The 24639-nt window shown below is 72.9% G+C and carries 24 protein-coding genes and 2 pseudogenes; 18 read left to right on the forward strand and 8 right to left on the reverse strand.

Annotation, left to right across the window (positions count from 1 at the left end):
* The first annotated feature begins 152 nt into the window (after positions 1–152).
* From secY to truA, 14 genes and pseudogenes are all read left to right on the forward strand, one after another.
* Positions 153–1463, forward strand: a complete 1311-nt coding sequence (gene secY, locus AB0J24_RS03075; RefSeq protein ID WP_358674592.1) for a preprotein translocase subunit SecY — start codon at positions 153–155, stop codon at positions 1461–1463.
* Between the two features lie 130 nt (positions 1464–1593).
* Positions 1594–2148, forward strand: a complete 555-nt coding sequence (locus tag AB0J24_RS03080) for an adenylate kinase (protein ID WP_358674595.1) — start codon at positions 1594–1596, stop codon at positions 2146–2148.
* Positions 2149–2197: 49 nt separating this feature from the next.
* Positions 2198–3043 carry a type I methionyl aminopeptidase gene (gene map, locus AB0J24_RS03085; RefSeq protein ID WP_358674598.1) on the forward strand — a complete coding sequence of 282 codons (846 nt, stop codon included), beginning with the start codon at positions 2198–2200 and terminating at the stop codon, positions 3041–3043.
* Between the two features lie 128 nt (positions 3044–3171).
* Positions 3172–4290: a Re/Si-specific NAD(P)(+) transhydrogenase subunit alpha gene (locus AB0J24_RS03090; protein ID WP_358674600.1), complete on the forward strand. Its 1119-nt coding sequence runs from the start codon at positions 3172–3174 to the stop codon at positions 4288–4290.
* Positions 4290–4628 (forward strand): NAD(P) transhydrogenase subunit alpha, encoded by a 339-nt coding sequence (locus AB0J24_RS03095; protein ID WP_358674603.1) that lies wholly within the window; start codon positions 4290–4292, stop codon positions 4626–4628. The genes AB0J24_RS03090 and AB0J24_RS03095 overlap by 1 nt, the downstream gene beginning before the upstream one ends.
* Before the next feature lie 50 nt (positions 4629–4678).
* Complete coding sequence (locus AB0J24_RS03100; RefSeq protein WP_358675405.1) at positions 4679–6058, forward strand: NAD(P)(+) transhydrogenase (Re/Si-specific) subunit beta; 1380 nt, start codon at positions 4679–4681, stop codon at positions 6056–6058.
* Between the two features lie 443 nt (positions 6059–6501).
* Positions 6502–6723, forward strand: a complete 222-nt coding sequence (infA, locus tag AB0J24_RS03105; protein WP_010228514.1) for a translation initiation factor IF-1 — start codon at positions 6502–6504, stop codon at positions 6721–6723.
* 28 nt (positions 6724–6751) lie between these two features.
* Positions 6752–6865, forward strand: coding sequence for a 50S ribosomal protein L36 (gene rpmJ, locus AB0J24_RS03110; protein ID WP_010228516.1), 114 nt, complete (start codon positions 6752–6754; stop codon positions 6863–6865).
* Positions 6866–7054: 189 nt separating this feature from the next.
* Positions 7055–7435 (forward strand): 30S ribosomal protein S13, encoded by a 381-nt coding sequence (rpsM, locus tag AB0J24_RS03115; RefSeq protein WP_358674606.1) that lies wholly within the window; start codon positions 7055–7057, stop codon positions 7433–7435.
* Positions 7435–7842, forward strand: a complete 408-nt coding sequence (gene rpsK / locus AB0J24_RS03120; RefSeq protein WP_344028899.1) for a 30S ribosomal protein S11 — start codon at positions 7435–7437, stop codon at positions 7840–7842. The genes rpsM and rpsK overlap by 1 nt, the downstream gene beginning before the upstream one ends.
* Positions 7843–7860: 18 nt before the next feature.
* Positions 7861–8466, forward strand: coding sequence for a 30S ribosomal protein S4 (rpsD, locus tag AB0J24_RS03125; RefSeq protein WP_358674609.1), 606 nt, complete (start codon positions 7861–7863; stop codon positions 8464–8466).
* A 91-nt stretch (positions 8467–8557) separates the two neighbouring features.
* Positions 8558–9610, forward strand: a complete 1053-nt coding sequence (locus AB0J24_RS03130; protein ID WP_344028904.1) for a DNA-directed RNA polymerase subunit alpha — start codon at positions 8558–8560, stop codon at positions 9608–9610.
* Between the two features lie 2 nt (positions 9611–9612).
* Positions 9613–10083, forward strand: a pseudogene (gene rplQ / locus AB0J24_RS03135) (50S ribosomal protein L17); the annotation flags it as partial.
* A 323-nt stretch (positions 10084–10406) separates the two neighbouring features.
* Positions 10407–11210, forward strand: a complete 804-nt coding sequence (gene truA / locus AB0J24_RS03140; RefSeq protein WP_358674612.1) for a tRNA pseudouridine(38-40) synthase TruA — start codon at positions 10407–10409, stop codon at positions 11208–11210.
* A gap of 13 nt (positions 11211–11223) precedes the next feature.
* On the opposite strand, the gene AB0J24_RS03145 is transcribed toward truA, so the two are convergent.
* Entirely contained in the window at positions 11224–13449 is a 2226-nt protein-coding gene (locus AB0J24_RS03145; RefSeq protein WP_358674614.1) for an efflux RND transporter permease subunit, read from the reverse strand.
* Positions 13450–13574: 125 nt separating this feature from the next.
* Here AB0J24_RS03145 and AB0J24_RS03150 point away from each other — a divergent pair, with 125 nt between their 5' ends.
* A complete protein-coding gene (locus tag AB0J24_RS03150; protein ID WP_358674617.1) occupies positions 13575–14216 on the forward strand; it encodes a MarR family transcriptional regulator in 642 nt (213 codons plus the stop codon).
* Positions 14217–14247: 31 nt separating this feature from the next.
* On the opposite strand, the gene AB0J24_RS03155 is transcribed toward AB0J24_RS03150, so the two are convergent.
* Entirely contained in the window at positions 14248–15522 is a 1275-nt protein-coding gene (locus AB0J24_RS03155) for a glycoside hydrolase family 16 protein (RefSeq protein WP_358674620.1), read from the reverse strand.
* 265 nt (positions 15523–15787) lie between these two features.
* On the opposite strand from AB0J24_RS03155, the pseudogene AB0J24_RS03160 reads away from it, so the two are divergent.
* Both AB0J24_RS03160 and AB0J24_RS03165 read left to right on the forward strand, forming a co-directional pair.
* Positions 15788–16242 (forward strand): annotated as a pseudogene (locus tag AB0J24_RS03160) (nucleoside deaminase).
* Between the two features lie 169 nt (positions 16243–16411).
* On the forward strand, positions 16412–16699 hold the full coding sequence (locus AB0J24_RS03165; RefSeq protein ID WP_358674623.1) for a YciI family protein: 288 nt from the start codon (positions 16412–16414) through the stop codon (positions 16697–16699).
* A 4-nt stretch (positions 16700–16703) separates the two neighbouring features.
* On the opposite strand, the gene AB0J24_RS03170 is transcribed toward AB0J24_RS03165, so the two are convergent.
* From AB0J24_RS03170 to AB0J24_RS03190, 5 genes are read right to left on the reverse strand one after another with little or no spacing between them, the layout of a single operon-like run.
* Complete coding sequence (locus AB0J24_RS03170; RefSeq protein ID WP_358674626.1) at positions 16704–17357, reverse strand: ATP-binding cassette domain-containing protein; 654 nt, start codon at positions 17355–17357, stop codon at positions 16704–16706.
* Positions 17354–18298 (reverse strand): ABC transporter ATP-binding protein, encoded by a 945-nt coding sequence (locus AB0J24_RS03175; protein WP_358674629.1) that lies wholly within the window; start codon positions 18296–18298, stop codon positions 17354–17356. Before AB0J24_RS03175 ends, AB0J24_RS03170 begins: the two co-directional genes overlap by 4 nt.
* Positions 18295–19224 carry an ABC transporter permease gene (locus tag AB0J24_RS03180; protein ID WP_358674631.1) on the reverse strand — a complete coding sequence of 310 codons (930 nt, stop codon included), beginning with the start codon at positions 19222–19224 and terminating at the stop codon, positions 18295–18297. The genes AB0J24_RS03175 and AB0J24_RS03180 overlap by 4 nt, the downstream gene beginning before the upstream one ends.
* Positions 19217–20233: an ABC transporter permease gene (locus tag AB0J24_RS03185; protein ID WP_358674634.1), complete on the reverse strand. Its 1017-nt coding sequence runs from the start codon at positions 20231–20233 to the stop codon at positions 19217–19219. Before AB0J24_RS03185 ends, AB0J24_RS03180 begins: the two co-directional genes overlap by 8 nt.
* A complete protein-coding gene (locus tag AB0J24_RS03190; RefSeq protein ID WP_358674637.1) occupies positions 20230–21825 on the reverse strand; it encodes an ABC transporter substrate-binding protein in 1596 nt (531 codons plus the stop codon). The genes AB0J24_RS03185 and AB0J24_RS03190 overlap by 4 nt, the downstream gene beginning before the upstream one ends.
* A 126-nt stretch (positions 21826–21951) precedes the next feature.
* On the opposite strand from AB0J24_RS03190, the gene eccB reads away from it, so the two are divergent.
* Entirely contained in the window at positions 21952–23361 is a 1410-nt protein-coding gene (gene eccB, locus AB0J24_RS03195) for a type VII secretion protein EccB (protein ID WP_358674640.1), read from the forward strand.
* On the opposite strand, the gene mycP is transcribed toward eccB, so the two are convergent.
* Complete coding sequence (gene mycP / locus AB0J24_RS03200) at positions 23296–24618, reverse strand: type VII secretion-associated serine protease mycosin (RefSeq protein WP_358674643.1); 1323 nt, start codon at positions 24616–24618, stop codon at positions 23296–23298. The genes eccB and mycP overlap by 66 nt on opposite strands.
* Positions 24619–24639: the final 21 nt, after the last annotated feature.

A 24639-nucleotide genomic window follows, 5' to 3' on the forward strand; every position in this document is an offset into this window, starting at 1 on the left:
GGGACCGGCGCCGCAGAGGCGTCCCCGCAGGGAGGGCCGTTCCGGCCCTACCCGGCCCCGGGGGGTGCGGAACGCGCCCCTCCATCCGGCCGACCCCGTCCGGGGCCGGTGCAGGCGGTGTCGGGCCGCCGACGTCGTAGGAGGATCACCGAGTGCTCAGCGCAGTCCGGTCGGCCCTGACCACGCCGGATCTCCGCAAGAAGATCCTCTTCACGCTGGCGATCGTGGCGGTGTACCGGCTCGGGGCGAACATCCCGTCGCCGGGGGTGTCGTACCCGAACATCCAGGAGTGCGTCCGCCAGGTCGAGGGCGGCGACAATGCGAGCGTCTACTCGCTGATCAACCTGTTCTCCGGCGGGGCACTGCTCCAGCTATCGATCTTCGCGCTGGGCATCATGCCCTACATCACCGCGAGCATCATCGTGCAGCTGCTGCAGGTCGTCATCCCGCGGTTCGAGCAGCTGAAGAAGGAAGGCCAGTCCGGCCAGGCGAAACTGACGCAGTACACCCGCTACCTGACGATCGGCATCGCGATCCTCCAGGCGACGGGGTTCGTGGCGCTCGCCGAGCGCGGGCAGCTGTTCCAGGGCTGTGTGCTGCCGATCATCCCGGACTCGTCGGTATTCACCCTGGTCGTCATCGTGACCACGATGGTCGCCGGCACCACGCTGGTGATGTGGCTGGGCGAGCAGGTCACCGAGCGCGGCGTCGGCAACGGCATGTCGCTGCTGATCTTCGCCTCGATCGCGCACCGGATCCCGGCCGAGGGCCGGCTCATCCTGGAGAACTCCGGCGCCCTGGTGTTCGCCGGCGTCTGCGTGTTCGGTCTGGCGATCATCGCCAGCGTTGTCTTCGTCGAGAACGGCCAGCGCCGGATCCCGGTCCAGTACGCCAAGCGGATGGTCGGGCGCCGGATGTACGGCGGCACCTCGACCTACCTCCCGCTGAAGGTGAACCAGGCCGGCGTCGTCCCGGTGATCTTCGGCAGCTCGCTGCTGTACCTGCCCGACCTGGTGGCCCGGCTGGCCGGGAACGAGGGCGGCTGGTTCCAGCAGTTCGTGCAGACCTATCTGGTCGATCAGTCCAGTCCTGTGCACATCGTCATGTACATGGCTCTGATCATCTTCTTCACGTACTTCTACGTCGGGATCACCTTCAACCCGGACGACCGCGCCGAGGACATGAAGAAGTACGGCGGTTTCATCCCGGGCATCCGGCCGGGCCGTCCCACGGCCGAGTACCTGAACTTCGTGCTCAGCCGCATCACGCTGCCGGGATCGCTCTACCTCGGCATCATCGCGGTGCTCCCGAACTTCTTCCTCGGCATCACCGGCACCGGTCAGAACCAGAACTTCCCGTTCGGCGGGACGGCCGTCCTGATCATGGTCACAGTGGGCCTCGACACCCTGAAGCAGATCGAGAGCCAGCTCATGCAGCGGAACTACGAAGGTTTCCTGCGTTAGGCTGCCCCGCAGCGTGGCCGTGCGGGATCCCCGGTCGGGGCCCCGGCCCCGGATCGGGTGTCCTCGGGCACCGTGGCGCCGGCGGTGATGCCGGTGCCGAGCAGATGAGACTTCAGGAGGTCGGGTTCGCGTGCGACTCGTTCTGGTGGGACCGCCCGGTGCCGGCAAAGGGACCCAGGCTGAGCAGATGGCCAAGCGGCTGGACGTCCCGCACATCTCGACAGGTGACCTGTTCCGCGCCAACCTCCGCGACGAGACCGAACTCGGTCGCGAGGCGAAGCGGTACATGGACGCCGGGGACCTGGTCCCCGACGAGGTGACGGTCGGGATGGTGCGTGACCGCCTCGGCGACGCCGACACCGCGAACGGGTTCATCCTCGACGGCTTCCCGCGCAACACCGCCCAGGCGGCGGCGCTCGGCGAGATCCTCCAGGAGAAGGGCCTCGAGCTCGACGCGGTCGTGCAGTTCGACGTCGAGGACGAGGTCGTCGTGCAGCGGTTGCTGGGTCGCGGCCGCAGCGACGACAACGAGGACACCATCCGCAACCGGCAGCGCGTGTACCGCGAGGAGACCGCGCCGCTGCTGGACCACTACCGTGACCAGCTGGTCACCATCGACGCGGTCGGTGAGGTCGACGAGATCACCGAGCGGGTGTTCAGGGCGTTGGAGAACCGCAGCGCCTGAGACCCGGACGGGCGGCGTCGGCCCGCACCGCGAGGAACCGAGGTAACGCATGAACGGACGGGGCGGCCTCCGTGGCGCCATCGCCCGCTACCGGGGCCGGGACATCGAGCTCAAGACGCTGCGTCAGCTCGAGGCGATGCGGGAGGCGGGCGCGCTGGTGGCGGCCACCCTCGCCGCGGTCACCGAGCACACGAAGCCGGGTGTGAGCACGGCCGAGCTCGACGCGCTGGCCGAGCAGACGATCCGGGACGGCGGCGGTGTCCCGTCGTTCCTGGGCTACCACGGTTTCCCGGCCAGTATCTGCGCATCCGTGAACTCGCAGATCGTGCACGGGATCCCCTCGGCGGCGCAGGTGCTCGACGACGGTGACCTGCTGTCGGTGGACTGCGGCGCGATCCTGGACGGCTGGCACGGTGACTCGGCGGTGACGATCGCGGTGGGTGCGGTGTCGGCCGCCGACCTGGCGCTGTCCGAGGCCTGCCGTTCCGCGCTGGACGCCGGGATCCGCGCCGTGCGGCCGGGCGGGCGGCTCACCGACATCTCCTACGCGGTGCAGGAGGCGTGTCGCGCCGCGGCCGAGGCGGACGGGGCCGACTACGGGATCGTCGCCGAGTACGGCGGCCACGGCATCGGGACGTCCATGCACATGGACCCGTTCCTGCCCAACCACGGCGAGCCCGGCCGCGGCCCGCGGCTGCGGCCGGGGATGGCACTGGCGATCGAGCCGATGCTCGTCGCCGGGGACCCGGAGACCCGGGAGCTCGACGACGGCTGGACCGTCGTCACGGCCGCCGGCGGGCGTGCGGTGCACTGGGAACACACCGTCGCCGTGACCGAGGACGGGCCGTGGCTGCTGACCGCCCCGGCCGGTGCTCCCGACCGTCCCGGCGCCTGACCGTACGGGCGCCGCACAGCTCTTGATCGATGCAGGTCGATTCCGGGTTCGATCAAGAGCTCGCCCACCGGGTAGTTCCGGTCACGTAGCGGGGCCACGGGGAGTCGTGGGTGGTCTAGGTTCCCGGCATGGGCGATGAGGCCGGGCGGGACGACCCGCGCAGGACGGTCACGGTCGGTGTACCGAAGGAGACCAGGCGGGGCGAGCGGCGGGTCGCCGTCGTCCCGAAGGTGCTCGGGAAGCTCGCGGGCCGCGGCGCGACCGTGGTGGTCGAGGCCGGCGCCGGGGCGGGTGCGCTGATCCCGGACGAGGAGTTCAGCCGGGCGGGCGCGACGATCGGCGACCCGTGGTCGTGCGACGTGGTGGCGGTGGTGAACCCGCCGACCGACGAGCAGATCGGGCGGTTGCGCCGCGACCAGGTCGTGATCGGGTTCCTGTCCCCGCTGACGCATCCGGAGACCGTGCAGAAGCTGCGGGACGCCGGGGTGATCGCGTTCGCGATGGAGTCGATCCCGCGGATCTCCCGGGCCCAGGGCATGGACGCGCTGTCGTCACAGGCCAACGTGGCCGGGTACAAGGCGGTCCTGGCCGCCGCGGAGCACTCCACCCGCTTCTTCCCGATGCTGACCACGGCGGCCGGCACCGTGAAGCCGGCGACCGCGCTGGTGCTCGGCGTCGGGGTCGCCGGCCTTCAGGCGCTGGCGACCGCGAAACGGCTCGGCGCCCGGACCACCGGTTACGACGTGCGGCCCGAGGTCGCCGACCAGGTCCGCTCACTGGGTGCGCAATGGCTCGATCTCGGCATCGACGCCGCGGGCGAGGGCGGTTACGCCCGGGAGCTCACCGACGACGAGCGAGCCGCCCAGCAGAAGGCGCTGGAGGACGCGATCACCGGTTTCGACGTGGTCGTCACCACCGCCCTGGTGCCGGGCCGCCCCGCGCCGCGGCTGGTCAGCGCGGCGGCGGTGCAGGGGATGCGGCCGGGCAGCGTCATCGTCGACATGGCGGGCGAGGCAGGCGGCAACTGCGAGCTGACCGAGCCCGGTGAGACCGTCGTGCGCCACGACGTGACGATCCTGTCCCCGCTGAACCTGCCCGCCACGATGCCCGAGCACGCCTCCGAGCTCTACGCGCGCAACGTCACCGCGCTGCTGGAGCTGATGCTCGCCGACGGCGAGCTGTCCCCGGACTTCACCGACGAGGTGCTGGCGAGATCCTGCGTGACGCGTGACGAGGAGGATTCCTGATGGACTCCGGACTGCTGGCGAACATCGCCATCCTGGTGCTGGCCGGGTTCGTGGGCTTCGCCGTCATCTCGAAGGTGCCGAACACCCTGCACACGCCGCTGATGTCGGGGACCAACGCGATCCACGGCATCGTCCTGCTCGGGGCCATCGTCGTCCTCGGCCGGGCCGAGGTCGGGGTCGTCGACGCGATCATCCTGGTCGTCGCGATCGCGTTCGGCGTGATCAACGTGGTCGGCGGCTTCCTGGTCACCGACCGGATGCTGGGGATGTTCAAGGGCAAGCAGCCGGGCAGGGCCGGTGCCGACGCCGGCGCGGAGAAGAACGGGAGCGGCTCGTGAGCGGCGACGTGCAGGTCCTCGCGGCCACCGACACGACGGGCTCCGGCCCGCTGGCCGTGATCGTCCCCATTCTCTACATCATCGCGTTCGCCCTGTTCATCTACGGCCTGTCCGGACTGACCGGGCCGAAGACCGCGGTGCGCGGCAACTGGATCGCCGCGGTCGGCATGGCGATCGCCGTCGGCGCGACCCTGCTGCTGGTGCAGGCCAACTGGTGGCTGATCATCCTCGGCCTGGTCGTCGGCACGATCCTCGGCGTCCCGTCCGCGCGCAACGTCAAGATGACGCAGATGCCGCAGATGGTGGCGCTGTTCAACGGTGTCGGCGGTGGCGCCGTCGCGCTGATCGCCTGGGCCGAGTTCCGCCACACCGACGGGTTCGTCGACACGGCCCTCTACATCGTCATCGCCACGATGTTCGCCGCGATCGTCGGGTCGATCTCGTTCTGGGGCTCGCTGATCGCGTTCGGCAAGCTGCAGGAGATCCTGCCCGGCCGCCCGATCGGCTTGGGCCGGGCGCAGCAACCGTTGAACCTGTTGCTGCTGGTGCTCGCCGTCGCCGCGGCCGTGGTGGCCGGGCTCGGCGGGGCGTCCGAGATCTGGATCATCGCGGTGCTGCTGCTCGCGGCGGTCGTCGGCGTGCTCGTCGTGCTGCCGATCGGCGGTGCCGACATGCCGGTGGTCATCTCGCTGCTCAACGCCATGACCGGGCTCTCGGCGGCGGCCGCGGGTCTCGCGCTGGACAACACGGCGATGATCGTCGCCGGCATGATCGTCGGCGCCTCCGGTTCGATCCTGACCAACCAGATGGCCGTCGCTATGAACCGGACGATCCCGTCCATCGTCGCCGGTGGCTTCGGTGGGACACAGGCCGCGACGACCGGCGACGGGGTGGAGCGGACCGTCAGGTCGACCTCGGCGGCCGACGCGGCGATCCAGATGGCGTACGCCTCGCAGGTGATCGTCGTCCCGGGTTACGGCATGGCCGTCGCCCAGGCACAGCACGCGGTGAAGGACATGGCCAAGCTGCTGGAGAGCAAGGGGGTCGAGGTCAAGTACGCGATCCACCCGGTGGCCGGTCGGATGCCCGGGCACATGAACGTGCTGCTCGCCGAGGCCGACGTCTCCTACGACGCGCTCAAGGAGATGGACGACATCAACGACGAGTTCTCCCGCACCGACGTGACGCTGGTGATCGGGGCGAACGACGTCACCAACCCGGCCGCGCGCAACGACCCGTCCAGCCCGATCCACGGGATGCCGATCCTGAACGTGGACGAGTCGCGCAACGTCATCGTGCTCAAGCGCTCGATGGGCTCGGGCTTCGCCGGCATCGAGAACCCGCTGTTCTTCCTGGAGAACACCTCGATGCTGTTCGGGGACGCCAAGAAGAGCGTCACCGAGGTCAGCGAGGAGCTGAAGGCCCTGTAGGGCCGGCGGCGTCGATCAGCGACCGGGCGGTCGGGGCGTCGGTGACCAGCTCGGTGATGTATCCGGCCCGGGCCGGTGTCCTCGGCCCTGCTCGACGCGGTGGCGACACGACGGTACGGAGAGGCTCGCTGACCCGGCCGGCCGGCTCGCCCCGGACACCGTGCCCGGGGACGCCCGGACCGGTACGCTCGTGAAGTGTCGGGCCTACCCGGCCGCGGTGTCCCGGCCACCCCGCGCCGGGGCCGGTGCCGCGGGCGGGGTCACCCCGCGTGCACCCGTTCCTCCGCGCGTCCGTACACTGGACCGTCGGTGCGCCCTTCGGCGCCGGTTCCGTCGTGTACCACACACCCCGGGTCCGCGCAGGCTCGCGCGCACCGCCGTCCCGCCGGCCGTGCCGGTCGGCAGGGCGGAGCAACTGACACCTGTCACGGATAGCGGAGGACATGGCCAAGAAGGACGGGGCGATCGAGGTCGAGGGCCGGGTCGTCGAACCCCTGCCGAACGCGATGTTCCGGGTGGAGCTGGAGAACGGCCACCGGGTTCTCGCGCACATCAGCGGGAAGATGCGCCAGCACTACATCCGGATCCTTCCGGAGGACCGGGTGGTGGTCGAGCTGTCGCCCTACGACCTCAGCCGCGGCCGCATCGTCTACCGCTACAAGTGACACACGACAACGGACAGAGGCAGACGACGTGAAGGTCAAGCCGAGCGTCAAGAAGATCTGCGACAAGTGCCAGGTGATCCGCCGCAACGGCCGGATCATCGTGATCTGCTCGAACCTGCGCCACAAGCAGCGCCAGGGCTGATCACCGCCGGACACGGCGGGACACGCGTCGCGATCCTCTGATCGCTTTCGCGAGAAGCCCCCGACGTACCCGCCGGGCCACGAGGGCCCGGAGGCACCCCCGGAACCAGGCCGGGGCCCGCATCGCAGCGGCGGAGCGGGACGGACGTCGGGAAGACCTGGCACGAGAACCGAACGGAGACAACGCCGCATGGCACGTGTTGCCGGCGTCGACCTCCCCCGCGAGAAGCGGATGGAGATCGCGCTCACCTACATCTACGGGGTCGGACGAGCCCGGTCCAAGGAGATCCTCGAGGCCACGGCGATCAGCCCTGACCTGCGGTCGAAGGACCTGACCGACGAGGACGTCACCAAGCTCCGCGACTACATCGAGGAGCACCTGCGGGTCGAGGGTGACCTGCGCCGCGAGGTGCAGGCGGACATCCGCCGCAAGATCGAGATCGGCTCGTACCAGGGCATCCGCCACCGTCGCGGTCTCCCGGTCCGCGGCCAGCGCACGAAGACCAACGCGCGCGGCCGCAAGGGCCCGAAGAAGACCGTCGCCGGTAAGAAGAAGGCAGGTAAGAAGTAATGCCGCCCCGCGCACGCCAGGGCACCGGACCCAAGAAGGTCCGCCGTCGCGAGAAGAAGAACGTCGCGCACGGCCACGCCCACATCAAGAGCACGTTCAACAACACGATCGTGTCGATCACCGACCCGACCGGTGCCGTCATCGCCTGGGCCTCGTCCGGCAACGTCGGCCTGAAGGGCTCGCGCAAGTCGACGCCGTTCGCCGCGCAGCTGGCCGCCGAGAACGCGGCCCGCAAGGCCGCCGAGCACGGCATGAAGAAGGTCGACGTCTTCGTGAAGGGCCCGGGCTCGGGTCGCGAGACCGCGATCCGGTCGCTGCAGGCCGCCGGCCTCGAGGTCGGCACCATTTCCGACGTCACCCCGCAGCCGCACAACGGTTGCCGTCCGCCCAAGCGGCGCCGGGTCTAGGGGAAGGGGACTACAACCATGGCTCGCTACACCGGCCCCATGACCCGCAAGTCGCGCCGACTGAAGACCGACCTCGTCGGCGGCGACCAGGCGTTCGAGCGTCGTCCCTACCCGCCCGGCCAGCACGGCCGGATCCGGATCAAGGAGACCGAGTACCTCCTGCAGCTGCAGGAGAAGCAGAAGGCGCGCTTCGGCTACGGGCTGCAGGAGAAGCAGCTCCGTCGCTACTACGAGGAGGCGCACCGCCGGGAGGGCAAGACCGGCGACGAGCTGCTGCAGATCCTCGAGTCGCGCCTCGACAACGTCGTGTACCGGGCGGGCCTCGCCCGCACCCGGCGGATGGCCCGCCAGCTGGTGAACCACGGCCACTTCCTGGTCAACGGGAAGCGCGTCGACATCCCCAGCTTCCGGGTCTCGCGCTACGACATCATCGACGTCCGCGAGAAGTCGCGGAACGCCGACCCGTTCGTGATCGCCCGGGAGACCCAGGGCGACCGTCCGGTTCCGGCTTGGCTGCAGGTCGTTCCCTCGACGCTGCGGATCCTGGTCCACCAGCTGCCCGAGCGCGCTCAGATCGACACGCAGGTCACCGAGCAGCTCATCGTCGAGTTCTACTCGAAGTAGCTCGACATCCCGCCGCCCCGCAGGGAGGGGCGGCGGCTCGCTGCGGCTTCAAATAGCGGTTGCCGCAGGTGTCGTAAGGAGGCACACACCCATGCTGATCTCTCAGCGACCCGCCCTCACCGAGGACGTCGTCACCGAGACCCGTTCCCGGTTCGTCATCGAGCCGCTGGAGCCGGGCTTCGGCTACACCCTCGGCAACTCCCTGCGCCGGACCCTGCTCTCCTCCATCCCCGGTGCCGCCGTCACCTCCATCCGGATCGACGGCGTCCTGCACGAGTTCACCACCGTGCCGGGGGTCAAGGAGGACGTCACCGACATCATCCTGAACCTCAAGGAGCTCGTCGTGAGCTCCGAGGAGGACGAGCCGGTGACGATGTACCTGCGCAAGCAGGGCCCCGGCGCCGTCACCGCCGGCGACATCGTGCCGCCCGCCGGTGTCACCGTGCACAACCCGGACCTGCACATCGCCTCGCTCAACGACAAGGGCCGGCTCGAGGTCGAGCTGGTCGTCGAGCGCGGTCGCGGCTACGTCCCGGCCATGCAGAACAAGGCCACCGGTGCCGAGATCGGCCGGATCCCGGTCGACTCGATCTACTCGCCGGTGCTGAAGGTGACCTACAAGGTCGAGGCCACGCGAGTCGAGCAGCGCACCGACTTCGACAAGCTCGTCCTCGACGTCGAGTCGAAGCCGTCCATCACCCCGCGGGACGCGCTGGCCTCGGCCGGCAAGACCCTGGTCGAGCTGTTCGGCCTGGCCCGCGAGCTGAACGTGGACGCCGAGGGCATCGAGATCGGCCCCTCCCCCCAGGAGGCGGACACCATCGCGGCGTTCGCGATGCCGATCGAGGAGCTGGACCTCACCGTCCGGTCCTACAACTGCCTCAAGCGTGAGGGCATCCACACGGTCGGCGAGCTCGTCGGCCGCAGCGAGGCGGACCTGCTCGACATCCGCAACTTCGGCGCCAAGTCGATCGACGAGGTCAAGATGAAGCTCGTCGGCCTCGGCCTGGCCCTCAAGGACAGCCCCCCCGGGTTCGACCCGTCGGCGGCGGCGAGCGACTACGGCGCCGACGGTGACAGCGGGTTCGACCCCGGCACCTTCGGTGACGACGGTCAGGACTACGCAGAAACGGAGCAGTTGTAGCCATGCCCCAGCCCACCAAGGGGGCCCGCCTCGGCGGGTCGCCCGCGCACCAGCGGCTGATCCTGGCCAACCTGGCGACCTCGCTGTTCGAACACGGCCGGATCACGACCACCGAGGCCAAGGCCCGGCGGCTGCGTCCGTACGCGGAGCGGCTGATCACCAAGGCCAAGGCCGGTGACCTGCACAACCGTCGGCAGATCATGAAGGTGATCCGCGACAAGTCGGTCGTGCACCGGCTGGTCACCGAGATCGGTCCGTTCTTCGCCGACCGCGACGGTGGCTACACCCGGATCACCAAGACGATGCCGCGCAAGGGCGACAACGCCCCGATGGCGGTCATCGAGCTGGTCCAGCAGAAGACGGTGACCGACGAGGCGAACCGCGCCCGCCGCGCGGCCGCGTCGCAGGCCGCCGCCCCGGAGGCCACCGAGGCTGCGGAGTCCTCGCAGGCCACCGAGGTCTCCGAGGCCCCGGCCGGGACCGCCGAGGTCACCGAGCCCGCCGAGGCTCCCTACGGCGAGGGCTCGCACGCCCCGCTGGAGGACCCGGCGCAGGCCCCGGACGGCTTCGAGATCAAGGGCAACGCCGACTCGATGCTGTACCACGTGCCCGGTTCGTCGCACTACGACCGCACCGTGGCCGAGGTCTGGTTCGCCACCGAGGAGGCCGCCGAGGCCGCCGGCTTCTCGAAGCCGGCGTCCCAGCAGGAGTCCGACTCCTGAGCCAGCCGCACCACCCGAGCGGGCCCGCCGTCCACCAGGACGGCGGGCCCGTCGGCGTTCCCGATCCGTTCCGGGTGCGGCTCGACATCGCCTACGACGGCACCGACTTCTCCGGGTGGGCTCAGCAGCCGACCCGCCGCACCGTGCAGGGTGTGCTGACCGATGCGCTGGCCACGGTGCTGCGGGCCCCGGTCCGGTTGACCGTCGCCGGGCGGACCGACGCCGGGGTGCACGCCTGCGGACAGGTCGCCCATCTCGACCTCGCCGGGTCGCTCGCGCCGCAGCTGGACGGACTGCTCCGCCGGATCAACCGGTACCTGCCCACCGACGTCCGGGTCCGCGGCGTCACCCGGGTGCCGGACGCGTTCGACGCCCGCTTCTCGGCGCTGCGCCGGCACTACCGCTACCGGGTCAGCACCGCCCCCTACGGTGCGGAGCCGCTGCGCGCCCGGGACACCGTCGCCTGGCCCCACCCGGTCGACCCGGACGCGATGAACGCCGCGTCCCGGTTGCTGCTCGGTGAGCATGACTTCGCCGCGTTCTGCAAGCGCCGCGAGGGCGCGACGACGGTACGCGCGTTGCAGCGCCTGGACTGGGCCCCCGCCGACGGCGAACCGGGGGTGCTGGTCGCCTCGGTCTCGGCGGACGCGTTCTGTCATTCGATGGTCCGCAGCCTGGTCGGCGCGCTGCTGGAGGTCGGGCGGGGGCACCGTGCGGTGGACTGGCCCGCCGGTCTGCTCAGCCGCGCGGCCCGGGCGTCGGAGGTGCTGGTCGCGCCGCCGCACGGGCTGTCGCTGACCGGCGTCGACTACCCGCCCGACGACGAGCTCGCCGCCCGTGCCGATCTCACCCGCAGGGTGCGGGTCCGCGGCGAGTAGTACGCCGGCCCGGTCACGGACCGGTGCGGGTCCCGGCCGGCGCCGCGGCGGCGGGTTCGGGATCCACCCGCCGGTCGAGCCGCGAGGGCCACCACACCCGGGGCCCGATGTCGTGGACGAGCGCGGGGACCAGCAGGCTGCGCACCACGAAGGTGTCCAGCAGCACGCCGAACGCGACGATGAAGGCCAGCTGGACCAGGAACAGGATCGGGATGACCGCCAGCGCGGCGAAGGTCGCCGCGAGGACCAGCCCGGCCGAGGTGATGACGCCGCCGGTGATGGCCAGCCCCCGCAGCACCCCGGGCCGGGTGCCGTGCCGCAGCGACTCCTCCCGGACCCGCGTCATCAGGAAGATGTTGTAGTCGATCCCCAGGGCCACCAGGAACACGAAGCCGTAGAGCGGGACGGCCGGGTCCGCGCCGGGGAAGCCGAACACGGTGTCGAAGACGACCGCCGACACCCCCATCGCGGTGCCGAACGACAGCACGGTGGTGAGGATCAGCAGCACCGGCGCGAGTACCGAGCGCAGCAGCACCATGAGGATCAGCAGGATGATCACCAGGATCACCGGGATGATCAGGTTGCGGTCGTGGACGGACGCGGCGTTGGTGTCGACCGAGGTCGCCGTGGTCCCGCCGACCAGGGCGCCGACGTCGTCGAGCTCGACGCGCAGCTCCCGGACGGTGTCGGCGGCCGCGGCGGAGTCGGCCGCGTCGGTCAGCGTGGCCTGCAGCAGCACCTCGCCGTCGACGACGGTCGGTGCGGGCGGGGCGGTCCCCGGCGGGCCGAACGCGGTGATCCCGGTTCCGGTGACCGGTGCGGCGCCACCGGGGGTGTCGGCGGTCGCGACGGTCACCCCGTCGACCCCCGGATGTGCGAGCAGGACGTCCGCGGCCGCCCGGAGCCCGGACTCGGCGACGACCACATAGGCCGGGCTGCCCGAACCGCCGGGGAAGTGCTCCCCCAGGACGGCCTGGCCGTCCCGCGCGTCCGAGGCCCCGAGCACGAGCTCGGACTGCTCCACCCCGACCGCGTCCAGCCGGACGATGCCCGCCGCCCCGCAGAGCAGCACGATGGTGGTCACGATCCAGACCGCCCGGGGTCTGCGCCGGACGAGCTCGGGCAACCGTGCCCACACGCCCCGGGCCGGGATGCCGTCCTCGGCCGCGACGGCATCCGGTTCGTGGACCGGGCGCCGGGGCCAGAACGCGGCCCGCCCGAGGAGGAACAGCAGGGCGGGGAGCAGGGTGAGTGCGGAGAGCATCGCGAAGACGATCCCGATCGAGGCGACCGGGCCGAGGGCGCTGTTCGACTTCAGGTCGCTCAGCAGCAGGCACAGCAGACCGGCGATGACGGTGCCGCCGGACGCCAGGACCGGTTCGACCGTCCCCTTCCAGGCGGCGACGATCGCGGCCCCGGTGTCGCGGTGCGAGCGCAGCGCCTCCCGGAACCGTGCGACGTAGAGCAGTGCGTAGTCGGTGGCCGCGCCGATGACCAGGATGAACAGGATGCCCTGGGTCTGGCCGCTGAGCAGCAGCACACCGGCCCTGGCCAGCCACCACACCACCAGCAGCGCGACGCAGAGCGCGAACAGGCTGGTCGAGAGCACCACGACCGGGAGCAGCAGCGACCGGTAGACCACCAGGAGGATGATCAGTACCGCGAGCAGCGCGACCCCGAGGAGCAGGCCGTCGATGCCGGCGAAGCCGGCCGCGAGATCGGCGGTGAAACCCGCGGGGCCGGTCAGGTGCACGGCGAATCCGCTCGGGACACCCGCCCGGAGCTGCTCCCTGATCTCGTCGACGACCTCACCGATCTCGGCGTCCGCGCTGATCGGGACGAATGCCTGGACGGCCAGGCCGTCCTCGGACGGCAGCGCGGGGGAGACCTCGGCGCCGACGCCGTCGATCGCGGACAGCGCCGCCACCGCGTCGGAGACGGCGGTCAGCTGTTCGGCCGAGAGCGTGGACGGTGCGGCGACGACGACGATCGCCGGGATCTCGTCGGTGTCGCGGAAGCCTCCGAGCAGCTCCTGGACCCGGGTCGCCTCGGCCGACTCCGGCAGGTAGGCGGTCCGGTCGTTCGAGGAGACCTCGTCGATCTTCCCGAACAGCGGGCCCCCGAAGGACGCGGCCACCAGCCAGGCGAGGATCAGCAGGGCGGGCAGCAGCACCCTGGGCCAGGACCTGGTGGTCCGCCCGGCCGGGGTCCGCCCGCTCGGGAGGTGTGACGGTGTCATGCTCGTGGATCCCTGTCGGCGAGTCGGGTGGGGCCGGGAGCGGTGGCGCTCCGCCACCGCACCATATACCTAGCGCGGCTAGATGCTAGCTAGGCTAGATACATTTCTCGCCCTATGATCGGTCCGTGGCGGACGCAGGGTCTCCCGGGGACGGGCGGCGATCAGGGCGGCGGGCCGCTCCGGACGGTGCGCGGACGACCGACCTCGATCCGGGCCCGGGTGCCGTCTACGACGTCGTGGCCAACGACCCGGACGGCGACCTCGTCGACCGGTCCGGGGTGGCGCCCGAGGACGTCGCACACATCTCCGAGCTGATGGCCGCGCTCGGCGAGCTCCGGGCGACCGAGAAGCGGATCGCCGAGGCGTCCCGCCGGTACATGCAGCTCAACGAGACCGACATGATGGCGCTGCACTACCTCATCGTCTGCACGAACCGCGACGTGGTCGCCACGCCCGGCGGGCTGGCGAAGCACCTGGACATCTCCAGCGCCTCGACGACGAAGATGCTCGACCGGCTCGAGCGGGCCGGGCACGTGACCCGCGAGCCGCACCCGACGGATCGGCGGGCACTGGCCGTGCGGATCACACCGGGTACCCATCTCGCCGCCCGGGAGGGCATCGGCCGCCAGCACGCGCGGCGATTCCACGCCGCGGCTCGCCTGAGCAGGCGGGAGCGCGACGTGGTGATCCGGTTCCTGCGCGACATGACGCGGGAGATCGCGCCACGCGAGGACGACCGGCCGGTCGACGACCCCGGCCCGGGGTGACCGATCGGTCGTCCCGGGCCGGAGGGGTGGCTCAGCGGTAGAGCCGTACCCAGTCCACCTCGTAGCTGGCCGGCTGCATGCCGCTGCCGTGGAAGTTGTCGAGCTGGATGGTCAGGTGGCCCGAGGGCATCGCCTGGATGGCGTTGCGCCCCCCGGGGCCGGCTCCACCGGAGTAGAAGAACCACTCCTCACCGTTGATGAAGCCCTTGACGTGCTGGGGTGTCCATTCGATGGCGACGTTGTGCCACTGGTTCAGATCGACGTTCTGCCGCTCGCACCAGCCACCCTCCTGCTGCACCGCACCCGGCGGGTGCGGATAGTGGATGAAGTGCCCGGCGCAGGCGCTGTTCGGCGTCCGGTTCTCCCAGAAGTCGTACTCGCCGTCCTGCGGCCAGCGGTTCGACGTCGGCCAGATGATGAGCAGCGGCCGGTAGGCGTGCCCGGTGCCGGTGCCCTGGCTGCGGACGCGGGCCTCCCAGCGGCCGTACTGCCGGTCCACCTTGTGGCCGAGCCATCCCGAGTCACCGTTGGCCAGGCCGGTCATGACCAGCGTGGATCCGTTCACGGTGCTGCGCGAGGCGCAGCGGCGACCGTTGCCGTCGTGTCCGGGCCAGCACTCGCCCGCGGAGTGCCACCGGTTCGGGTCGGGCCGGCCGGTGTAGTCGAACTCGTCGGAGCCGGGGATCGGGGTGCCCCAGCCGTACCGCACCGCGGCCTCGGTGGCCGTGGTGGGCGGGGTCGTGGGCGGAGTGTTGGGCGGGGTCGTCGGCGGTGTGGTCGGCGGTGTGGTGGGCGGGGTGACCGGCCCGCCGGTCATCCGCACCGTGGTGACCACCGGTACCGGCTCACCCGAGTCCGTGCGCGGGAGCAGGGTGAAACGGTAGGTGCTGCCGGTGGCGAGCAGGTCGAAGGTGAAGGTTCGGGCGTCGGCGGGCAACTCGGTGGACCAGCTGCCGTGACCTCGGGTGTCGGTGCCGTCGCGACCGATCAGCCAACCGGTGACATCGTTGCGGGTCGACACCCAGTCGACCCGCGCCCGCCGGTCGTCGACCTGGGTCGCGGTCGCGGTGACCTCGGTGTCCGGTGGTTGCGTCGGGGTGTCGGTATCGGGGTTGGCCACGAGCCAGTTCTGGCCGGCGGTGACCTTCGCGTGCCCGAGTGCGGCGGAACGGGTACCCGCGTCGATGAGCTCCAGACCGTCGGAGATAGACTGCAGTGCATCGTCCCGGGAGGAGATCTCGTCGGTGTCGGCGAACGCCACGCCGCTTCCGAGCACGACGGTGGCAGCCGTCAGCGCAGCGAGCATGTGGATACGGAGCGACAAGTAGGACCTCCCACGTGCAGGTGGTGCTGCCCCACTGCGGGGCCGGGGAGGAGTGGATCACGCGCGGGCGGCGATGTCACCGTGATCTATCTGGTTGATACCGAAGGGCCTGTGCGGTCGGTCGGAGCCGCCGGTGGCGGTGCCCCCCGGTACCTCCGTCCGGCCCTGTCCGCCATGCACAACGCCGGTCGGGCTGGTTCGATCGGTTCGTCCGGCAACGGTGGCGGCGCCCGGGATCGGCACTAGGCTGACCGCTGTGGACCCGGTGTGGCTGGACGAGGCGGTCGCGCAGGCACGGGTGGGTCTGGCCTCGGGCGGGATCCCGATCGGTGCCGTTCTGGTCGGTCCGGACGGCCGGGTGCTGGGTCGCGGCCACAACCGCCGCGTGCAGGACGGCGATCCGTCGGCGCACGCCGAGATCACCGCGTTCCGGGACGCCGGCCGGCAGCGTGACTACCGCTCGACGACGATGGTCACCACCCTCTCGCCGTGCTGGTACTGCTCCGGGCTGGTCCGCCAGTTCGGGATCGGCGCGGTACTGGTCGGCGAGGCGCGGACCTTCCACGGCGGCCACGGCTGGCTGGCGAGCACGGCGTCCGGGTGCGGGTGCTCGACGACGAGCGATGCGTGGCGATGATGGAGCGCTTCGTCGCCGAGCGACCCGAGCTGTGGAACGAGGACATCGGTGCACCGCGGACGTGATGCCGGGCCCCGTCGCGCGGTCGGAAGCCGCCTGCGGGCGACGGACGTGGTCGTCGGCGAGAACTTCCGGTTCGGCCGGCGCGGAGCCGGCGATCCGACGCTGCTGCGCAGGCTCGGCCCGCTCCGGCGGACGTCCCCGGTCCGGGGCCGGAGATCGTAGGGTGAAGGCGTGACGACCTTCGCCGTGATCTACACCTACACCGACGACGACGAGCTGCGGCTCCGTACCCGCCCGGCGCACCGCGAGTACCTGGCCGCCCAGCCGACGCTGCTCGTCGCCGGTGCCTGGGCCCCGGACGAGCCCGCGGGCGGACTGTTGATCTTCCGCGCGCAGGACCGGGCCGAGGTGCAGGCCGTCGTCGACTCCGACCCGTACTCGACGGCGGGCGTCATCGCCGACGTGCAGATCCGGGAGTGGGCGCCGCCGCTGGGCCCGGTGGCGGACGTCCTGAACTGACGCGTCAGCTCCAGGGGCGCAGCACCTCGCCCGCCCAGGCGTCGAGCAGTTGCTCGTCGTGGCTGACCGCCAGCACGCCGAGACCCCGGCCGGTCACCTCGGCCGACACCACCGAGACCAGCGCGGCCGTCGTCGAGGCGTCCAGCATCGCGGTCATCTCGTCGCACAGCAGGTAGTCCGGGCGGGGGGCGAGCGCGCGGGCCAGGCAGGCCCGCTGGAGCTGCCCGTCCGACACCTCGTGCGGTCGGCGGCCGCGCAGCTCACCGGTCAGGCCGACCAGGTCGGCGACCTCGGCGACCCGCAGCGCCGTCTCGGCGGCCGGCACCCGCGCGGCGCGCAGCGGCTCGGCGACGATCCGTTCCAGGGTGAGCCGCGGGTCGGTGGCGGCCCGGGGGGACTGGAAGACCACACCGATCCGGCGGCGCAGGGCCGCCGGGGCGGCGAACCGGAACCGGTGCACCGGCTCGCCGTCCACCGATACCGTGCCCGACCACGGGGCGTGCAGCAGCGCCAGCACCCGGGTCAGCGTGGACTTGCCGCAGCCCGACGGGCCGGCCAGCCCGAGCACCGACCCGGGTGGCACCGCGAGATCGACCCGGTCGACCACCGGCCGGCCGCGCCGCCAGCCGGCCGTCACCGCATCGGCACGCAGGCTCATGACCCCACCGGCCCGCTGCAGGACACCGTGCGGTCGCCGTGGCGGACCGGTTCGGGATCACCCGAGCAGCTCTCGCGCTCCGGGCAGCGCGGCGCGAACGGACACCCCGGGGGCAGCGCCGACAGCTCGGGGGGATGCCCCGGGACCGGGGTGAACCCGGCGTCCGGGAGCGCCCCGAGCAGGCCGGCGGTGTAGGGGTGCCACGGGCCGGTGAACACCTCGGTGGCCGGGCCCGTCTCGACCAGCCGCGAGGCGTACATGACGGCGACGTCGTCGGCGACGTCGCGGGCCGCCCGCAGGTCGTGGGTGATCAGCAGGACGGCACGGCCCTCGTCGGCCAGCCCGGCCAGCAGCGCGGTGACGTGCTCGACCAGCGGCCGGTCCAGCCCGGCGGTCGGCTCGTCGGCGAGCAGCACCGGCGGGTCCCCGGCCAGTGCAGCCGCGAGCCCGGCCCGCTGGGCCTGCCCGCCGGACAGCTCGTGCGGGTACAGCTCCAGCACGTGGCGCGGCAACGCGGCCCGCTCCATCAGCTCCGCCACCGGGATGCCCGCGCCGAGCCGGGCGAGGGTCTCGCGCAGCTGCGCCCCGACCGTCCTGGTGGGGGTGAGGTGAGTGGCGGCCGACTGCGGGACCAGCCCCAGCAACCGCCCACGGACCCGGTCGCGCAGGTCGCTCTCCGGGGCGTCCAGCAGCTCCAGATCGCCGTCCGGTGTGGACAGCGTCGCCGACCCGCGGACGGCCGCGGTCGCGGGCAGCAGGCCGGTCAGCGCCTCGGTGAGCACCGACTTGCCGCAACCGGACTCGCCGACCAGCGCGGTCAACCGGCCGGGACGCAGATCCAGGTCGGCGCCGGTCACCGCCCGCACGGTCCGGGCCCTGGCGCCGCGGCCCACCCGGAACGCGACGTCCAGCCCGCGCACCGACAGCACCGGCGCGCTCACAGCGCCTGCTCCGACCGCCGCCGCGGCAACGACCGGTCCCGCCACCAGGCGGCGATCCCGGCGACGCACAGCGTCGTCGCCGCCAGCAGCACGCTCGGGAAGACCACGATCCACCAGGAGCCGAGCAACACCGCCTGCCTGCCCTCACCGAGGATCGTCCCGAGGCTGGCCAGGTGCGGTGGCAGGCCGAGCCCGAGGAAACTGAGCGCCGTCTCGTGCCACACCGCGTGCGGCAGGATCAGCACCGCCGACAGCACCGCCTGCGGCAGCACCGCGGGCAGCAGGTGCCGGGACAGCACCCGCCACCGGGACGCCCCACCGGAGACGGCGGCGTCGACGAACGGCCGGGACCGCAGCGAGAGGATCTCCGCGCGCACCACCCGGGCCACCGTCGTCCAGTGGGTGAGCCCGATCGAGGCGATCACCGCCAGCACGCTGCCCCGGTACAGCGCGACGATCACGATGCCGAGCAGCAGGTGCGGGACGGCGTTCACGGCGTCCACCAGCCGCATCAGCAGCCGGTCGGACCAGCCGCCGAGCAGCCCGGACACCGCGCCGAACAGCGTCCCGATCACCGTCGAGAGCACCGCGCAGGCCGCTGCGACCTGCAGCGACACCCAGAGCCCCGCGAACGAGCGGAGCAGCACGTCCCGCCCGACCGAGTCGGTGCCGAACGGGTGCGCAGGCGAGGGCGGCAGGCGGATCGCGGTGTAGTCCACGAGTCCCTGGTCGAGCCCGCCGAGCCGGGGGACCAGCAGCGCCGACAGCACCAGCAACGCCAACCCGGCCGCCCCGGCGACGAGGCGGACGCGGCCCGGGGAGCGTCGGCCGCGCGGCGACCCCGGCCGGGGCCGCCCCGCGGGCCGCCATCCGTCCGTCCGTTCCGGGCGGGTTCCGCGCGGCGCGAGTGCGGTGTGCTCAGACATCGGCGTCCACCCGCGGATCGAGCAGCAACACGATCAGGTCCGCCACCAGCGACCCGGCCAGCACCGCCGCGGCGGAGAGCAGGGTGAGCGCGGCGAGCAGCGGGAAGTCCACCGCCAGCGCGGCCGTCACCACCGCTGCGGCGATCCCCGGCCAGGAGAAGACCGTCTCCACCAGCACCGCGCCGGTGACCAGCTCGGGCAACCGGTTCCCCAGCACCGTCACGAACGGCAGCAGCGCCGTCGGCAACGCGTGCCGCAGCACCACGGCCGTCTCCGGAAGGCCACGGGCCCGGGCCCCGGTGACGTGGTCGTCGTCCAGCGAGGAGATCAGCGACGCCCGCACGTGCAGTACCAGCCACGGCGTCTGGGAGACGCCCAGCACCACCGCCGGCAGCACGAGATGGCGGCTCACCTGTTCGGGCGTCGGCGCCGCACCGGCGTCGGTGAGCCCGGCGACCGGGAGCACCGGCCACGCCACCGCGAACACCGCGATCGCGCCCAGCGCCAGTACGAACGGCGGCAACCCCTCCAGCGTGTGCCCGACGGCGGTCACGCACCGGTCGAACCAGCCACCGTGGCGCCAGGCGGCCACCGTGCCCGCCACCAGCGCCAGCACCAGTGACACCAGCAGCGCGCACCCGACCAGCAGCAGCGTCCACGGCAGCCGTTCGGCGATCACCTGGGTCACCGGCTGACGCATCGACAGGCTCTGCCCGAGATCACCGCCGAGCAGGCCGCCGAGCCAGCGACCGAGCTGCACCCACACGCCGCCGTCCAGGCCGAGCGCCCGCTCGGCGGCGGCGATGTCGGCGTCGCTCGCGGAGAAGATCCCGACCCCGAAGTACTGGTACACCGGCCGGAACGGCGAGGCCGCGGCCAGCAGGAACACTCCGACCGCCACCAGCAGCACGGTCGGCACACCGAGCAGTGCCCGGAGCCCGACGAGGCGGGCGACGGCCCGTCCGCGACCGCGGGCCCCGGCCGCCGGCGCGGTCGGTGGTGTGATCACTGCCGGGGTGTCCAGTCCTCGAGGTTCCACCACGGGCCCCAGGTGACCCCGTGGGTGTGCGGTTCGACCACCTCGACGTAGCCGTCCCAGGCGTCCCGGGAGACGTAGCTGTGGCCGAGGAAGGCCAGGAACACCATGCCGGGATCGGCGACGTAGGCCCGCTGGAAGTCCTTGATCCGTTCGTGCCGGGTGGTCTCGTCGGGTGCCCGCAGCGCCGCGTCGAGTGCCGCGTCCACCTGGGGGTCGGAGTAGGAACCCGGGTTGTTGAAGCCGTCGGCGGCGTTCGCGGAGTGCAGCAGCTGCCATGCCTTGAACCCCGGGTCGAACGGGTCCCCGCCACCGAGGACCACGGCGTCCTGCCCCATCCGCGGTTCGATCGCCTCCCAGCCGAGCCCCTCCAGCCGGACGTCGATGCCGGCCGCGCGCACGTCCGAGGCGAACGCCTGCGCGAGATCGCGCCGGACGGTGTCGGTGGCCGGGTACATCAGGGTGAAGCTCGCCGCCTGCCCGTCCCGGGTCCGCACGCCGTCCGCCCCGGCGACCCAGCCCGCCTCGTCCAGGATCCGGGCGGCCTCGGCCGGGTCGTGGGTGAACGTCGCGGACGGCTCGACCTGTTCCGGCAGCACACCGGGGATCGGGTGGTAGGCGGGTTCGCCCTGGCCCGCGAGCAGCGCGTCGATCATGCCCTCACGGTCCACCGAGCGGTTCAGCGCAGCCCGGATCGCGGGGTCGGCGGCGACCGGGTCCGCGAACGGCAAGGCGATGGTGCGGTAGTCGGCGGAGGCGTGTTCGCGCAGCGTCAGGCCGCTCTGCTCGGCGACCGCCCGGGCCAGCGCGGGCGGCAGCACGGTCCCGTCGAACTCGCCTGCGGCGGTGCGCTGGGCGCGGGTGTTGTCGTCGGCGGCGAAGACGACCGTGACCCGCTTCACCGCCGGTGCGCCGCCCCAGTACTGCTCGTTCGCCTCCATGACCATCGTGTCCCCGCGACGCCACTCGGCGAGCCGGTACGGGCCGGTCCCGAGCGCCTCGGTGTTCACCGGGAGATCGGCGACCGGGCCGCCGCCGTCGAGCACCTCGGACGGCAGGATCCCTGAGGTCAGCCGCTCCGGGAACGCCCCGTAGGGATATGCCAGATCGAACCGGACCGCGTCCGGGCCGGCGGCCTCCACACCGGTGAGCATCGGGACGCTCGACCGGATGGTCGCCGCCCGGTTCGGGTCGAGCACCGCAGCGTAGGTGGCGACGACGTCCTCCGGGCCGAACATCGAACCGTCGTGGAACGTGACGCCCTGGCGCAGCGGGACGGTCCAGGACCGCTGGTCGGCCGACGGGGTCGCCGGGCCGGAGGCCAGCGCGGGCTGCAGCGTCCGCTCGGCGTCACGCGCGTACAGGCCGTCGTAGAACTTGCTCGCCCCCTCCGCGCCGTACCCGAGCAACGGGTTGAGGTCGTCGGGTTCGTACCCGTCGGCGAGCGTCATGGTGGAGCCGTCGCCCCCGGGGGCGGTCTCGCCGGGCCCCGGGGTCGGCGCGGAACAACCCGCGACGACCAGGCCCACCAGCAACGGGACCGCGATGTTCCGCAGCGTGATCACGCTGTGGCACGTTATGGGCAACTGCAGTGCACTGGCAACGATCCCGGACCGGACGGCCAGGGGTAGTTCCACGCAGGGCGCACCGAACCGCCGCGGGCGGGTGAAGGTCCGCCTACCGTCCGGGCGATGAGCCCCGATCCCGACCCCGCAGGTCCGGCGGTCCGCCCGCAGCGGGCCCCGGCGACCACCCGCGACCAGGTCGACGCCTACCGCTTCGGCCTGCGCCGGATGGAGGCCGCGCTGGTCCGGGCCGATCCGGTGCCACTGCACGAGCAGCTCCGTTCGCAGCGTCGTGCGGTGTTCGCGGGCCTGCTCGTCGGGCTGTTGGGGCTCGGGGTCACCGCGGTACTGGCCCGCCACGACCCGGCACCGGACTGGCGTGCACAGGCGCTGGTCCGCGGGGAGCGGTCCGGCGTGCTGTACGCCGTGACCCCCGACCCGCCGCGGCTGGTCCCGGTGCCGGACGCGGTCGGCGGCCGGCTGGTGCTCGCCGCCCTCGGCCGCACCGACGGGGCGGCTGCGGTACCGGTCGCGGTCCCCGACGACGCGCTCGCCACCGCCCCCCGCACCCCGCCCGCCACCGTGCCGCCGTCGATCGGCGCCCCCCTGGACGGGCTCGCGGTGCCGCCCGCATGGGCCGTCTGCGACAGCGCGGCCGGGACCGGCACCACGGGCGCGCCCGGCGGGACCGGGCCGGGGATCACGAGCGTGCTCGCCGGTTCGCTCGGTGCCGTACCCGACGCCGCGCCGCACACGGCGCTGCTGACCGTCGACGGCGGCGCGACCTACCTGGTGCACGGCGGCCGCCGACACCGGCTGGACGTCGAGGACCGGGCCGTCCTCGACGGGCTCGGCCTGCTCGGCGCCGAGGCCCGCCGGGTCGGTGACGGCCTGCTGTCGGCGATCCCGGAGGGACCGCCGTTGCGGCTGCCGGAGGACCCCGGGGAGGTGGTGGTCGACCGCCCGCAGGGCGGCCCGGCCGGCTACCACCTGAGGACCGGTGACGGCCTGGCCCCGATCCCGGTCACTCTCGCCGACGCCGTGCTCTCCCGCACCGGGCAGGGCTCCCCGGCCGAACTCCCGCCCGGCGGGGTAGCGGGCGCCGTCGGGCGGAGCCTGCCGGGGGTGGACGCGTGGCCCACGGCCCGGGTGGACGTGACCGCCGCAGCGGTGCTGTGCCGGACCTGGCGGGACGGCCGCGGCGGGCTGTACCTCGGTGACCGGCTCCCGGTCGGGGACGGCTCGGTGCCGGTGGAACTCACCGGTGCCGACGGGCCCGGCCCGCGGCTCGACCGGGTGGTGCTGCCCCGGACGGGGCCCGGGCCGCTGCGGGCCGTGCCGGCCGGGGGCGCCGGGGGCACCCGCTGGCTGCTGGCGTCCTCCGGGGCGGTGTACGGCATCGCCGACGATCCGACGGCCGCCGCGCTCGGGGCGGCCGCACCGGGTGCCGCCCCGGCCGAGCTGGTGCGGCTACTGCCGAAAGCCGGATCGCTGGACCTGGCGACCGCGCGCGACACGACCGACGTCCCCGGCTGACGCACCCGGACGCCCGTCGCGGTCCGCGCCGCGGCGGCGCGCGGCGGTGAGCGCCAGCGCGAGCGCACCACCCGCCGCGGTGACCGCACCCACCCCGGCCGCCGGGGGGAGCCCGGGCGGTGGCGGCGCCGGAGTGGGCAGCGGGGCCCGGTCCCCGCTCGCACCACCACCGTGGTGACCCGGGACCAGCAACAACGGTTCAGCCGTGAGCGCGGCCGCCGGATCGACGACGCCGGTCCCGACCCGGTCGTCGCGGCCGGCTGCCGGGGGACGTGCGGTGGTCAGGATCCGGTCGGCGACCTGGTCCGCGGTGAGCATCGGGAACCGTTCACGCAGCAGCGCCGCCGTTCCGGCGACCAGCGGAGCCGCGTACGACGTGCCGCTGACGACCGCCCCGTCCGGCCCGGCCGGAGCGGGCAGGTCGACACCCGGCGCCGCGACGTCGATCCACGGCCCGGGTATCGAGAACGCCGCCGGCCGGTCGAGGGCGTCCACCGCGCCGACCGCCAGCACCTCCTCGTACGACGCGGGCAGCGGCCGCAGCCCGGGGGTGTCGGTACAGGTCCCCGCGGGGTCGATGTTGCCGGCCGCCGCCACGACGAGCACGTCCGCGGCGACGGCCCCGGCGACGGCGGCGTGCAGTGCGGCCCCGGCCCGGTCGGCCTCGTCCGCCGGCACGCACACCACCTGCGACACGTTGATCACCGATGCGCCGAGCGCGACGGCCCGTCCGATCGCCGAGGCGAGCGTCGCGATCTCACCGGCCGGGCGTTCGGACCCGTCGGGGTCGCTCACCACGAACCGGGCCGACGACTGGCGCAGCGACAGCAGCTCGGCGCCCGGTGCGATCCCGGCCCCGGTGCCGGTCTCCGGATCGGCCGCCCCGGCGAGGACCAGCGCGACGGCGCTCCCGTGACCGTCGCAGTCGGACAGCCCGTCGCCACCGGTCAGGTAGTCCCCGCCGCCCCGCAACCTGCCGGCGAGCCGGGGCAGCGGCGCGATCCCGGTGTCGATCACCGCGACGAGCTCGCCCGCTCCGGTGGCCAGACCGTCCGGTGGGGGCGCGGCCGGTGGCGCGGCCCCCGGCCCGCCGGGGCCGGGCGGCGTGCACTCGACGGTCTGCCGGAGCCCGTCGGCCGGGCCGGGCGGACCCGGGGCGACCCGGCCGGCCGTGACCGGCCCGGCGGGTGCGTGGGGGGCGGCGGGGCCCCACAGGGCACCGAGCAGGCCGAGGACCCCGACGGTGACCGCCGCCACCCCCCGTGTCGTCCTCCGTGG

Source organism: Pseudonocardia sp. NPDC049635, assembly GCF_040659795.1.
Lineage (GTDB): Bacteria > Actinomycetota > Actinomycetes > Mycobacteriales > Pseudonocardiaceae > Pseudonocardia.